Origin of the sequence: Pseudanabaena sp. 'Roaring Creek' (assembly GCF_001402795.1) — a bacterium.
Classification (GTDB): Bacteria; Cyanobacteriota; Cyanobacteriia; order Pseudanabaenales; family Pseudanabaenaceae; genus Pseudanabaena.
The window spans coordinates 1-12,528 of the sequence record NZ_LIRE01000328.1 but is presented as its reverse complement, the minus strand read 5'-3'; the positions used below and the strand labels follow the sequence as shown (position 1 = coordinate 12,528).

Sequence of the window (12,528 nt, the reverse complement as noted above, 5' to 3'; positions counted from 1 at the left end):
ACTGATGAGGCTGCTTTCAAGCTGGTTTATTTGGCGATGCGGAATATTTCTAAGAAATGGACAATGCCCATTCGCGATTGGAAACCCGCCCTTAATCGATTTGCTATCCTCTTTGAGGATCGTCTCCACATCTAGCTCCTAGACTTTACACATTTTACTTGACAGTCTCAATATCTCACAATATACCTGCCATGTCATCTTTAATCTTTTAATCTCTCTATTCCCCATTCTTGAAACAGCCCTGCTTGCCTTCGGGGGGATATGACCGTTGCTGCTGGCGATCGCTGCTAGTTCTTGTACCTGTGGTTGCTGGGCGACGGGATTGATAGGGACATTGATCGTTGGGATAAGGGTCTTGCTGGGGACTGGGACTTCATCACTTAGCCATGTTTGAATCATTTCGGCGAATTTCTTCCCTGGCTTGGGAAAGATGCCATTGCTGATTTCAGGACATCTGCTCTTGGAGATGATCAGGGTATTTTGGTCATCGAGTAAGCCACAGATGTCTAGTTCATATTCACTGCCTTCTTTTTGAATTGGCGCTGTGCCTATCTTGCGGACACTGGTGATTTTCTGCTTGCCGTTAACCTCAGTCGCGCCATAGTCGTACTCAATCTTGGATCTCATCGTGGCAATGATGTGACAGCTTGAGCTGATGATTTTGTCCCATAGTTGGCGTTCGATGGGGCGGATTTTTGCCCAGTTTCTTACGTCGCTACCGACTGAATCCAACTCGGCATACCATGCGTGGGATAGGGAGTCGATGATCAGGTAATCAAATCCTGCTTCTTCGGCGCTTTCAATGGCGTTGTAGTATTGGCTGGGGCCGAATTTGGTTAGTTCCAGTACTTGAAAGTTGAACAGTTTAGCATATTTGCGGCTTGAACCATATTCGGTGTCGATTAGTCCCAGCAATTCTCATTATGACTTTTGATTTGTCTAAGCCGTCAAATTTTGAACGAAAGCATCGGCTTTTTAAAGATCGCTATTGCGGCTATTCTCAATAGTTGCCGCCAGATAAAGACAAAATTTTCATAATGAGAATTGCTGCGATTAGTCCAATCTTTTTGCCCAAGATGGTTGCTAGTTGCAGAGCGGTGTAGGTTTTGCCGCAGCCTGGGGGGCCATATAAAGCCATGCGGAGTTTGATGTTTTCTTTGGTTGCTTGCTGAAATGAATAAGTCATAGGTATTTTCCTTTTGAGTAAATAATTTGGTTTTTCCTTGCGAGCCTCGCTAGAGGAAAAGCCATAAAAGGCGGCGCGAAGCGCCGCCTTTTATGGCTACTAGATGCTGTATAGACAGGTGGATACTTCGCTATCCTCGGTGAGATTTGCTATTTCTACATAGCGATCGCATAGTTTGCCGATCGTGCTTTCGTAGTTGCTTAGGTTGACACTGGTAATCAGGAGTCCATAACAACTAAATTCATACTTTTTCCTATCTGCTTGCCATTGCTCGATAAATTGGGTGGATGGGGTGTCGAGTCCGTCGGTGATGAGGATGACATCGGCTTTCTTGGTTTGTTCGTGCTGTTGGATGGAGGCTAAGGCTCCCGTTAGGGCGGCGGTGAAGCTAGTACTGCCACCGTTGTAGAACTTTTCGATGCAGTCAATTACGCGATTGGTGTCAGGGATTTCGCCTGCAAAGTCGTCAATCCGCTCCACGACATCTGTGAAGTGCAGAATGCGGCAATGGCGCTTTTGACTAACGGCGATGCTCAATAGCGCGAGGGCGATCGCTTTGCTCCAGATTTCGGCTTGTCCTTGCATTGACCCACTGGAATCTAGACAAATAACGATCGGTCCTCTGGCTAGAGGTTCGCGGCTGATTAGCTCTCGTTGTAGTAGCGATCGCTCGATATAGCCTTGGGCAAATATGGGGAATAGGGCTGGTTCGGTGAGTTTGACTAGCTCACAGGGCAATAGGCGGGTTAGGTCGTTGCCTGTGGTTACGCCGATAATTTCGGTGCGTCCTTCTTTGACTTTGCTGCGTTGCATCTTGGCAGCGATTGCTATTTTCTTGCCTGCTAACTCGGCGATCGCTTGTAGTTTTGGCGATGTATGGAGGCGTTGGGCGAGTTGGATTTTGTCGGCGATTTTGAGTTGGGTTTCTTGGCTGTAGTTGCTGCCTGCGCTAAAAGTGGCGATACTTTCAGCGATCGCTTGTATTTCGGCTTCGGCTTTGGCTATGCCTGTGATGATGGCGGTTTCAATTTCGGCATTGCCGATCGAGTCGGCGTAGGCTTCACAGGCTAATCGGGTTTCTAGTCCCTGTTGCTTTAATTGCTGAATCCTCTGCATCAGTCCTGCGCTGGGTGTTTGCCCTTGCAAAGCCTCAAAGATACCTCGCAGTTGTTTTCTGATTACTTCTGGGTCTTCTAGTGGCTCGGCTGGTTCGGGCAGCATTTCCACGATCGCTAGGCATAAAGCGGTTGTGCCGATACCTGAGAGGAATTCATCTCCGTTTAAACGGTTACTAAATTGCTGAAATACTTCTAGTTCGCTCATCTGTTGGTGGATGGCAATCCAGATTTTGTTTTCGGGTTTGATGGCACTATCTTCGAGTCGGTTGGGTTGGCGATCGTACAGGCGGTGATAGGTTTCACTAACAAAGGTTTCAAAGTTGTAGACTTTGCGATCGCCTTCTTCGATGACTTCACTTAGTCTGGATGATTTTTCTTTGAAGTCGGTAATACATAACTCTGTCCATTTGGGGATTAGATACACTAATGGTTCTTGCATTTTGGTTTTCCATAAAATTAGAGAGCAGACTATCTGCTCTCTGTTGGGTGGTTCTATGCTCCGAACATGATTTCACTGACTTTGGCGAGTAAAGGTTTCTTCTTCGCTTCGATTTCAGCTAGTACTTGCTGTGCTTTCTTTGCCTTGTGAGGATGTTGAGCAATTAGGCTTTGGAGTTTGTCAATCTGATTTCGGATATCGGATAGAACGCCTGAACCTTCCGTTGCCCAATCGTCTTGCTGTTTCTTGGTGCCATAGGTGGGACAGTTGCCCAAGTCTGATAGCTTTTCAGTGATGGCGGCAAGGATTTCTTGGGCTTGGATGTTCACGGGATTCCCCACTTTGGCGATGATTTTTCTAATCTGCGCTTGCTCTCTGGGATGATTCCAGATTACATGGTTGAGAATCTCGAAGCTGTCTTCGCTGACTTCGGTTTCTGCTTGCAAGTAAGCGTATGCTTTGAGGATGGTGACGATCTGCACGTATTTTCTGGTGCTGACGATGAAGTTTTCTTTCTTCAGTTCCCGTTGTAGGTCAATCAGGGAGTCGATCGCGGGAGCGGGGAAGGGTACGTTTTTTACAGCAGTTTGCATTTGCTCTAGTTCGGCTAGGCTCAGCATGGTCGCAATCTGTGGTGCGGCGATGTTGCTGGTTTTGCGGAGCAGTAGGGTTCGCAGATCTTCATCGCCTAGATAATCCACCATGTACCGCAGGCTCAACCGATCCCAGAATGCTCCGTCTTCTTCACCATCTAGCAGTTCGTTGGAACAACCAATCATGGTAATTAATGGCGACTGGAGTTTGGTTTTGCCGTTCAGGAATTCCCGTTCGTTCATCAGTCCCAAGGCGGAGTTGCGGACAATGCTATTTGCCTTGCCGATTTCGTCCATGAGGGCGAGGTGGGCTTCGGGTAACATGGCTTCGGTGTCGCGCACGAATTTGCCTTTTTGGAGTTCGGCGAGGTCAGGTGCTCCTAATACTTCTTCGGCGACGGTGGTTTTGGTCATCAGGTAATGGAAGAAGGTGGTTCCTGTGATTGCATCAGAGACTGCTTTCGCGAGTTCGGTTTTGCCTGTGCCTGGTTTGCCTCCTAGGAAGATATGCATTTTGGCGAGCAGTCCTACCAAAATCAGGTCGATCGCTTCGCTGCGGTCTAGGTAGACACTTTTCAGTTCTTCTCGCAGTTGTTGCAGTTTTGCTAAGGCGGATTTTGGGGTTACGGTCAAGGCGGTGATATGTCCATTGGTCTGTGCGATTTCGGTGGCGAGCATTTTTAAGTTCCTTTTATTTCTTGATGATTAAATGGGGAGTAGCGCTTTGGCTACTCCCTTGATCCTTCGCTAGAAGCCGAGATCGAAGAGGTTGTCTTCGCTAACTTCTGCTGTTGTTTCTACTGGTTCGCAGATGGTTTCTTCTGGCACAGAGATAACGTGTTCTGTTTGATGGGGCTGTTCTTCTGGGGTTTCGGTTGTGCTGGTTGCGATTTCGTCCAATACGTTCAGGCAACGTTGGCGCAGTTTGGCGAGTTTGTCGGTCAGTGCGTCGGAACGAAATTGCAATAGCTCGGATAGCATTTTGGTTTTATCTTCGACTTCTCGATACACCTTGAGTTGGTTCTTCAGGGTGCTACCTTTGGTTTCGGATACTTTCTCTGGGTCTAGCAGCTCGTCTAGATAACTGGACATCGATTGCACTTCTTTTTCCAAAGATTGCCTTGCGATGATGTCCATGTCGCCTATGCCTGCGATCGGCATCCAGCGAATGTTATTTTCTTTGTGAATCAGGGGTAGGAGTTCTCGGAAGGCGGTTAGTTCTAACCGATAGCTTCTTGCCACAAAGTATGTGCCGCCTCGTTCTCGAAATGGTACGCCTGCCTTTTTGACAAATTCGGTCAGCATGGCGCGGATTTCTTTGCTGGTGATTTCTTGACTCCATGCATACCATTTGTCAAAAGTACTTCTTGCGATGTCAATCAGGGATTCATTTTCTTGGCTCCAGTCTTCTCGGTTCCAATTGGTGGTTTCGTTGCTTTTATCGAAGCTATAGGAGGTGAGTTGGCTATAGCGAAGTTTTTTGTCTTTCTCGTTCTTGTTCTCTAGTACGAATCCATAGACTAGTGCGCCGTTATTGGAGATTTGGCGAATGAGGAGATTGTGGTTGCTCAGTTGGGTCTGGGTTTTGGTGCGGGCATTTTTGAATGCGCTCAGCTTGTTGGGGCTTTCAGGAAGGTAGCTGAAGTCAAGATTCACTTGCTCGGCGGCTCGTTTTAAGGTGGCTTCACTTAGTCTGGTTTCAGCACTGATTGACCATGCGATTAGGTCGCCTAAGTATTCGGCTCCTTTGTCAATCAATGCTTGCTGGGTGGCAATCATTGCTGCTGTGTTCATGGCTTTTATCCTCTAATTTAGGTATAGATGAGCGATCGCCTTTTGCTGTCCGCTAGGCGATTGTTTGGTAGTAGTGAATTCGGTAGTGGTTGTCTTGGGGCTTGGGATGGCTCTGCTTGACTTCTGTTTACTTGATTCCCGACCCTAGTTTTCTGGTTGGTTCGGTACTCACATGGGCTGCTTCTAGCAATTTCTTGATCTCTTGTGTATAGGGAGAATCTTTAAACAGGTTTTCATTGAGATCTACCGTTCCGTCACTGCGAATTGTCAATGATGGGTCAAATTTGGCGTGAGTTGGTCGATCGTGATGACATTTAAATTCTGCTCGAATATCTCCTACAAATAGGTAAGAGCCTTCTTTGCTCCGAGAACTAATAATCTTTTTCAATTCCCAATGATATTTGCTGCAAATCTTCAGCATGGTTTTGATTTGATGGATGTTGCCTTTGATGTTTTTCATTCAAGCTTTGCTCCTTGATAATTGGATTCACTTTTGTTGCTATTTCACAATCGCGTAATAGTATCTGCAAATGGTTTTTAGCTATTTGTAGATCCATAGAGGTCTTCTTTTTTCTGATATTCTTGTCGAGCTTGGATTGTAGAGAAGCAATCAGATTTTTTGTTTTTTGGATTTCTGATTCAATCTTTGCGAGATTAAAAGATTCACCGAATTGGTAACTATTTGTCATATTTTTGGATTTCGTAAATAGCTGTTAGCTTTTGGCTTATCGCTAACAGCTATTTGCTTCTACGCACTGATACTCTTCTGCTTCTTTCGCCAATATTTGCGCTGGCGACGGGTTTGGATATGGACGATTTTGGGATGCTTTTCTTCTACGTGATGTTGTTCTGGATGGATAGCGATCGCTAGTAGCAACAGTCCACACAATACGCTTTTGTATCTTTTTTGGGTCATATTTGACTCCATAACAAATTAGCCTCCTGATTTATATCGGGAGGCTTTTGAAGGTTGAATATTGGGTTTTGGGTTAGTCGGTTCTATCTACAGCGAATTCGGCTTGCAGCCTAGTTTTATTGGCTTCGTAGGCTTGTTTTGCCGTTAGGAATGGATGCGCGATTACATAGGAGCTAAAGCCGCCATCGGTGCGGATAAAACAGACTACGACTTGGTTTTCGGGTTTGTAGTCTCGAATCTGTCTCTTCTCATCCTTTTGGAATGGGTTTGGATATCCCGATTCTTTGGCGATACGCTCTGCTGTGGCTTGGCTTAGGTAGCAGCCATAGCTCCCAGAATTCAGCCATTTTTGATAGGGACTGATGCCAATTTGTGATTCTTTGGATTTGCTGACATCAATGATAATCGCGCCTCTTCCTTCGCTTTCATAGCCGTGCCATGCTACTGCCAGCAGTAGTTCTAGGTTTACGCGAATGAATTCTATATGGCTTTGCCGAGATTCACTGCCACTCGGTAAGTCAGACGCTTTGTATTTCCACGCCATTATTTTATCTACTCCTTATATTCGTCACAAAATTCCTGCTAAGGACTTCTTACAAACCTGTGTGATAAAAAATTAGCCTACCCATTCTACTACATGAGTATGGGTAGGCTAATTTTCTATCACACTGATTTATATCTTTAGATTTTCTCCAGTGCAGTCTTGTATTTTTCCACTTGCTAGCATTTGCTGAATTGTTCCAGCTTTTGAAGGCAAGAATGACACTGCATCTCGATTGCATTCGAGAATTTCGCAAGCATAATGGTCTTTGAGCCTAGATGCTATCTTTTTGATTGAGCGCTTGAAACTCACTATTACATAACATTTGCTATTTTTAAACAGTGACATCTGGCAATTTTCTTGGATCATTTTTGCATCTCAAATCTTCACAGACTTTTAGCGACAGCGCTTTCCATATGGAATTCTATCTCTTTAGAATAGAATTCTTAGAACAATGTTAGCTGTTCTCTTTGCTCATTCACATTCTTTTGTGGAATTGTAAGTTGTTCGCCTCCTCGAACTAATCTAAAGTCAGCCAATAGCTTGGATTCTGGGATTGCCCCAAGCCGATCGCCATTCACAGGAATTTCAATCTCAACATTGCTAACAATCTGCGCAATTTGTTCCAGCCAGTTATCAGCATCACCTGATACCCAATCCTCGAACTGTCTCTGACTCAATGCTTCCACGATCGCTTTTGATGGTAGCTTTAAGGGCGCAGCACTAGAGTCTCTTTCCCAGAAGATTTCTCGCGATTCTTCTAGTTCTTCTCCCTCTTCAGTGTTGTCTGAGTCACTTTCATCCACAGGAGACTCATGGGCGATCGCATCAAACATCTCTTTCAAGAATCCTAACCGATTTGATTTCTGCTCGTATTCCTCTGCTTGCTCAAAGGGTTGACTGACTCGATTTTGCAGAATTGGCAGTTCTTGTCTGTCTCGTTCGAGATTTTCTTGGGCTGTGGTTAGTTTGGCAGCGATCGCATTTCTCACCACATGTAACAGCGAACTATGAGGTTGCTGGCACTCTGCATTAAATTCATAACCTGAACTGATGCTGATACCAATATACCCATTTACCTCTGAGCCAAATCTGCTCAGATATACGTTCAGTCCCGCAAATTGCCCGATTTGGATTTGGGTCAATCGATAGCTTTCTTTCAACCTTTGCACTTGTTCAGTAATGTGATGATCGATTAGCACGGCTTTATCTAGCATCACGCCGCGATCGCTGATGAATTGCTTCAGGTTGGCTTTGGCGACGGTGGCTAGGTCTGATTGAATATGCTGAATGTTAGCAGGATGGTTGGTATTTACCATGTCAGCTAGATACTGAATCTTGGATTTATCCCTAAACTGCCTGTCGTTATAGGCTTGCAATTGCATTCCTAGTCCTTGCAATTCGGCTTCGAGGGTTGTCCGTTCCATAATGAGCGGATCGCCTGAAGCGATCGCTCATGAATTGCCTCAGTTTAGCCAAGCTAATTCAGGTTCTTTTCCATTTTAAATTAGGAGATTTTAGACGTATCAATCTGACTCCATTCCTTAATTGCCCCAATAATAAAAGTCCACACTGGATTATTTTTAAATGTTTCTAATAAACCTGATTGTAAAGCTTTAACTGCACGGTGTTTCCAGTCAGAATCACTTTCGATACTTTCTATAGCCTGAGAAGCTATCTTCATCTGCTGCGCTGTAGTTTGACTAGGATGACTTTTGGAAAGTCGTTCTAAAAGCTCTTGAATCTCCAATACCTCAGCAGGTAAAGATGTTTTTTCATTTTTGTTATTTGCAATAGTTACATTGATATCTTTCCCTTGAGCAATAGTTGAGCCAGTAGCATCTCTTACTATGTAGGTTTCATTAGTGCTGTTGGACTGATTGTTATTCATGATTTTTATCCTTGTGTAAAATTGGGGTGAGGAAAAAACTTGGCTTTAGGTTGTTATCCCTAAAGCTTTTTGGAATTGAGAATAATCCGTGATTTGAGATATTATCTTTTGTATATTTTCACCATGTAAATAAACGTTATTATTGATCTGCTGAATCTTATTGTCTATTCTCTTAACCTGATCAATAGTATCCAAGTCATCTCCTTGCTCCAATTTCAAACTAGCATTATCCAATCTCAAACTATCTTCTTTGATTTTTTGAACTAGTAGTTCTAGTTTGTTAATAATTTGCACTTGATTTCCATTAAAATTGAAATTTATGGTGCAATTTATTCTCTCTCCTTGTATTACAATTGAATCTTTGACACCTATTGCAGAATAATTCTTTGCAGCATTGCTAACAATTTCTACTTCTTTTTCCCTGTTTTTTATGGTAATTTTAATAGATGTAATTGACATCCATATTTGTTCGATTCCTGTTTCAACCTGATGTTCAATTTCAGTGTGATGCGCCACAAAATACCCTTGCATCATTCTAACTAATTGTTTTTTATTAGCAGGTGTATTGACATAATTTATAGCTTGTTGAAAGCCCTGCCCTAGAATTTTTCCAAATTGCTGAACCACGATTAAGCCTCACTTATTTGTAAATTACTCTCGATCTCTATTGGGATCATTAGCAAAATCATTAGCTATTGCCCAACCCATTGATTCAATAACAACTGCGGCTGTTGATGCATTTATGGCATTACCAAAACCAGGTATCCAACCTACAAGAGCTTGAGCTATGCCTCTACCCGCAAAGGAAGCTACCCCAGCAACAACGATAGATTTTCCACTAGACTCAGTAAGGCTAATTCCAAATACTGCGCCTAATGATATAGTCATTGTAATTTCGATCCCAAGTAAGAGTGGGACATCAGCACCAGGAAGTTGAGCCATTCCCGCACCAATTGCTGCACCCGCAAGCGCTGTTGCATGAATGATTTCATGGCATTTTTCTTTCTGGCTTTCGGACATCATAATTGATAGTTCCTTCTTCTCTCGAAGACTTTACAACTCTCGAAGACTTTGCAAGTTGGTGAAATTTCTACCAATGTTACTTAGACATTAGACACTTATTCACAAGTTATCATTTCCATTCTTCCAGTTGAATCAGTTGAACTAGGATTTAAGGAGTGTCTAATGATTAGCAACTTGAAGCTTGAATTTTTTAAATTCAACGACATTGCGCTTGGCAATCGCGTACTTCTCTACGGCAAGCATCACCCGCCGCTTGACTAAAGCTAGATAATGTGGAACACTTTTGCACACATTCACCTGTACAAATGGCGCGGCGGCTTCCACTATGATCGGTAGAACCACTTCTGACCCTTGCCCTTTCAGCGCTTTCACACCGATCCCACCTATCAAACTCTTCCTGAGTTGAATTCAATGGTGGGAGTCCACTATATCCACAAGTTGCTGGCGGCGGAGATGTATATACTGGATCTTCAAGCGGAGGAAGATTTTGATATTGTGATATTGTTTGCTGTTGTACTACTCCATATGAGTTTGCTGTGTCAAGAGTGGAAGACTTGAGAGCATGAGCGCTTGGAGTAATTGATAGCAGTGTAATGAATCCGATGACTACTGCACTGAAATAATGGTTCAGTTCTTTCATGATGTATTCCTCAATTAAATTTAGGAACTCCTTAGCCAAGGTCGAGTTAACGAATCTTTGGCTCTGGTATTACTTTGACAGACATCTGTTTGACTTCCTGATTGAGTTGATTGAATATGGTATAAATCGTAACATTCAATTCTTCTTCAATAAATCAAAATCTTTCGATAGCAATGCATAGGGGTCTTTTTGGTTGAGTGTATGGTCAATCAGGGCGATCGCTGTAAAGTTTTGGGTTCCCCACTCGGTTTTGTTCTGTGGTGAAACAATTAGTTTGCTGTCACCTGTGATTACCCAAATAGACTTGTCGGGAAACAAAAGTATCGCATAAAGACGACTTTACATTTATTTCTATACTTCAATCCATTGGTAAATACAAAAGCTATAAGTTCAATTAAGTTGAAACGATATCATACCATAATAGCAACGTATCGTAGTCGTGTAGCTGATTCTGATGATCGACTCATGTTGAATGAGGTTGGCTTACGGAACTTCTATTTAGATACTGATTAAAAATGGATAGAAAGAGTAAAATTCGCTCTGCGCTTTGCTTTTGTTCCCCGACAGGTCTAATGTTGGCGGGGTCAGGATGAAACTTGACGGTGCTTTTTCCTGCTTGACTGAGCAGTTGTTCGGTAAACTCCTTGATTACGGTTTCGGGCAACCAACTTGTTCCTAGCTTCACACGGATGGTGTTGCGTAACAGCAGATTTAGCTCGTCTGGTGTCATCGCATTGACATTAATGCCTAGCTTCGCGGCACAGCGTACTTTGATATCTACGTCTGTAGTTGGTAAACAGGGGATTGGTTGATTGCTAGCGATCGTTTGATGGTATTTGTCAATATTCAGCCAGTTGGGTACTCCACTTTCTTGCCATGCGACGATTTTGTTGAATCTAGCGACGACATTGCCACTGATGAATTCTTCTCTGGTAATCCATTCGGAATTAGTGGTTTCTTGGACTGTTGTTGGTGGGATTGTACCGTTGTAGAAGATATCGCCTTCGAGTTCAGTGATGACATGGCTAATGCTTTTGTCGATGAGGTTGGCGATCCAGTCTAGGTCGATATAGCTTTTGGCATCTAGGCATTGGGCTAGGGCATCTTTGGCATTATTTGCCCGATATCTTGGGGTCGCCCTGACGGTTCTTTGATGGAAGATCGGGGCTTTGATGGGGCTTTTGCCTTTGCCTCGGTCGATTTCCAATGCTCTCAATCGATAGTAGTTGGGGTCTTCTTGGAAGATACTCAGGTTCTCTTTGCTGGTGAAATGTCCGAATCTAATTGCGAACTCATCATACTTTTGATTGAGAAGTTGGCGCAGTTTGGCTAGTTCTTTTTCGTCTTCGTACTGCTGCATTCTCAGCACTAGGTCGAGAATTTTGGCGACAGACATGGCTGCCCGAATGCGTTCTTGTTGGTTTGGAACTAGTTCGAGCTGATAGTCGGTGCGTCGATAGATTTGTCCTTCATGTTCGCAGAAGGCATTGGGTAGTACTTTTTGTAACTGTGGCGGAATCTGAATTACTTTAGTTTGAGTTACAGATGGTTCATAGAATTTGGCGATCGCTTTTCCAATCTTGCTAATCTCTTTTCTCAGGTCAAGGTTTGTTGGGGCAGTTACTCCTAAATGCTCTCCGCCATAGAGTTTGGCGATGGTCAGTTCTCCGAGGATATTGCGGAATTTTACTTGGGGCGTAGTCATGGGCTTTTCCTTAAATAAAAAAGCACCTCATCCCTTAAAAGGGATGAGGTGCTTTACGATTTTTGTGGGGTGAATACTCCGTAGATCTGCCGCTAGGCTACTTAAAGCAACGATATCTCAAACATAGATTAAGGTTTACCAACAAACTTGTTTCTGGCTTCAAATCTAAGTGATATTGTTATAGATTCTGGATGCCTTACTGAGTAAACAGAAAAACCAACGAGTCCCCATCGTATTTTGAAGCGACGCTACCGCAATGGCGATCGCTTTTTTGTTGATTAAAGTTCATTTTGAGATCGTCTCTCAGACTAGAATTTTGAAGTAGACTCAGAGGTAATTCCCTTACAAGTAATACTTACTTCACTTTTTATCGTCTCACAGATAACTCTCAAATAGGGGGAAGAGTCATACAATTGTGCGAAAGCAGCTTTAACAGATGTTCTAAATCCGCAATTTCGATGCACAAGTAGACATGGATCTGTTCTCAATTAAAAGAACGAATCAGTCCTTAAATAACTCACCTTACGCAGAAGTCTAAAAAGGTTTCAGGGATTGCCATTCCAAGTAAGATTGCTGCAAAGCCTTAATATACAATTTGGATTTGAGAGCAAAATGATTGAGCTTAGAATTGAGTTTAAGAACCTCCAATTTCACATATCCCCACAAAGATGCAAAGAAGTGA

At 43.4% G+C, this 12,528-nt stretch carries 16 protein-coding genes and 1 pseudogene; 1 reads left to right on the top strand and 16 read right to left on the bottom strand.

Annotation, left to right across the window (positions count from 1 at the left end):
• A pseudogene (locus tag AC805_RS25580) lies at positions 1–135 on the top strand (IS256 family transposase); the annotation flags it as partial.
• A gap of 3 nt (positions 136–138) precedes the next feature.
• Here the strand turns inward: AC805_RS25580 and AC805_RS11200 are convergent.
• The 16 genes from AC805_RS11200 to AC805_RS11125 form a co-directional block, all read right to left on the bottom strand.
• Positions 139–915, bottom strand: coding sequence for a hypothetical protein (locus AC805_RS11200; protein WP_055075516.1), 777 nt, complete (start codon positions 913–915; stop codon positions 139–141).
• A gap of 85 nt (positions 916–1,000) precedes the next feature.
• Entirely contained in the window at positions 1,001–1,186 is a 186-nt protein-coding gene (locus tag AC805_RS11195; RefSeq protein WP_055075515.1) for an AAA family ATPase, read from the bottom strand.
• A 99-nt stretch (positions 1,187–1,285) separates the two neighbouring features.
• Positions 1,286–2,743, bottom strand: a complete 1,458-nt coding sequence (locus tag AC805_RS11190; RefSeq protein ID WP_055075514.1) for a VWA domain-containing protein — start codon at positions 2,741–2,743, stop codon at positions 1,286–1,288.
• Between the two features lie 53 nt (positions 2,744–2,796).
• The gene (locus AC805_RS11185; protein WP_055075513.1) at positions 2,797–4,014 is read right to left on the bottom strand and encodes an AAA family ATPase; all 1,218 of its coding nucleotides are present in this window, start codon (positions 4,012–4,014) and stop codon (positions 2,797–2,799) included.
• A gap of 69 nt (positions 4,015–4,083) precedes the next feature.
• On the bottom strand, positions 4,084–5,130 hold the full coding sequence (locus AC805_RS11180; RefSeq protein ID WP_156341386.1) for a DUF6744 family protein: 1,047 nt from the start codon (positions 5,128–5,130) through the stop codon (positions 4,084–4,086).
• A gap of 127 nt (positions 5,131–5,257) precedes the next feature.
• Positions 5,258–5,518 (bottom strand): hypothetical protein, encoded by a 261-nt coding sequence (locus tag AC805_RS11175; protein ID WP_055075511.1) that lies wholly within the window; start codon positions 5,516–5,518, stop codon positions 5,258–5,260.
• Positions 5,502–5,819, bottom strand: coding sequence for a hypothetical protein (locus AC805_RS11170; protein WP_055075510.1), 318 nt, complete (start codon positions 5,817–5,819; stop codon positions 5,502–5,504). Before AC805_RS11170 ends, AC805_RS11175 begins: the two co-directional genes overlap by 17 nt.
• Before the next feature lie 59 nt (positions 5,820–5,878).
• A complete protein-coding gene (locus AC805_RS25575) occupies positions 5,879–6,046 on the bottom strand; it encodes a hypothetical protein (protein WP_156341385.1) in 168 nt (55 codons plus the stop codon).
• 73 nt (positions 6,047–6,119) lie between these two features.
• Positions 6,120–6,590: a hypothetical protein gene (locus tag AC805_RS11165; RefSeq protein ID WP_055075509.1), complete on the bottom strand. Its 471-nt coding sequence runs from the start codon at positions 6,588–6,590 to the stop codon at positions 6,120–6,122.
• 443 nt (positions 6,591–7,033) lie between these two features.
• Positions 7,034–8,014, bottom strand: a complete 981-nt coding sequence (locus tag AC805_RS11155; protein WP_055075507.1) for a hypothetical protein — start codon at positions 8,012–8,014, stop codon at positions 7,034–7,036.
• Between the two features lie 80 nt (positions 8,015–8,094).
• Positions 8,095–8,478, bottom strand: coding sequence for a hypothetical protein (locus AC805_RS11150; RefSeq protein WP_055075506.1), 384 nt, complete (start codon positions 8,476–8,478; stop codon positions 8,095–8,097).
• Positions 8,479–8,523: 45 nt separating this feature from the next.
• Entirely contained in the window at positions 8,524–9,105 is a 582-nt protein-coding gene (locus AC805_RS11145; RefSeq protein WP_055075505.1) for a hypothetical protein, read from the bottom strand.
• Between the two features lie 24 nt (positions 9,106–9,129).
• Complete coding sequence (locus AC805_RS11140; RefSeq protein WP_197278700.1) at positions 9,130–9,501, bottom strand: hypothetical protein; 372 nt, start codon at positions 9,499–9,501, stop codon at positions 9,130–9,132.
• Between the two features lie 196 nt (positions 9,502–9,697).
• A complete protein-coding gene (locus AC805_RS25570; RefSeq protein ID WP_156341384.1) occupies positions 9,698–10,141 on the bottom strand; it encodes a hypothetical protein in 444 nt (147 codons plus the stop codon).
• Between the two features lie 135 nt (positions 10,142–10,276).
• A complete protein-coding gene (locus AC805_RS11130) occupies positions 10,277–10,459 on the bottom strand; it encodes a hypothetical protein (protein WP_055075502.1) in 183 nt (60 codons plus the stop codon).
• 145 nt (positions 10,460–10,604) lie between these two features.
• Positions 10,605–11,846, bottom strand: a complete 1,242-nt coding sequence (locus AC805_RS11125; RefSeq protein WP_055075501.1) for a hypothetical protein — start codon at positions 11,844–11,846, stop codon at positions 10,605–10,607.
• Positions 11,847–12,528: the final 682 nt, after the last annotated feature.

Bases quoted from the DNA above. Each gene is read 5' to 3' on its own strand.
- AC805_RS11165 (WP_055075509.1), bottom strand. From the start codon at position 6,590: ATGGCGTGGAAATACAAAGCGTCTGACTTACCGAGTGGCAGTGAATCT.
- AC805_RS11150 (WP_055075506.1), bottom strand. From the start codon at position 8,478: ATGAATAACAATCAGTCCAACAGCACTAATGAAACCTACATAGTAAGA.
- AC805_RS25575 (WP_156341385.1), bottom strand. From the start codon at position 6,046: ATGACCCAAAAAAGATACAAAAGCGTATTGTGTGGACTGTTGCTACTA.
- AC805_RS11180 (WP_156341386.1), bottom strand. From the start codon at position 5,130: ATGAACACAGCAGCAATGATTGCCACCCAGCAAGCATTGATTGACAAA.
- AC805_RS11125 (WP_055075501.1), bottom strand. From the start codon at position 11,846: ATGACTACGCCCCAAGTAAAATTCCGCAATATCCTCGGAGAACTGACC.
- AC805_RS11140 (WP_197278700.1), bottom strand. From the start codon at position 9,501: ATGATGTCCGAAAGCCAGAAAGAAAAATGCCATGAAATCATTCATGCA.
- AC805_RS11185 (WP_055075513.1), bottom strand. From the start codon at position 4,014: ATGCTCGCCACCGAAATCGCACAGACCAATGGACATATCACCGCCTTG.
- AC805_RS11170 (WP_055075510.1), bottom strand. From the start codon at position 5,819: ATGACAAATAGTTACCAATTCGGTGAATCTTTTAATCTCGCAAAGATT.
- AC805_RS11190 (WP_055075514.1), bottom strand. From the start codon at position 2,743: ATGCAAGAACCATTAGTGTATCTAATCCCCAAATGGACAGAGTTATGT.
- AC805_RS11195 (WP_055075515.1), bottom strand. From the start codon at position 1,186: ATGACTTATTCATTTCAGCAAGCAACCAAAGAAAACATCAAACTCCGC.
- AC805_RS11155 (WP_055075507.1), bottom strand. From the start codon at position 8,014: ATGGAACGGACAACCCTCGAAGCCGAATTGCAAGGACTAGGAATGCAA.
- AC805_RS25570 (WP_156341384.1), bottom strand. From the start codon at position 10,141: ATGAAAGAACTGAACCATTATTTCAGTGCAGTAGTCATCGGATTCATT.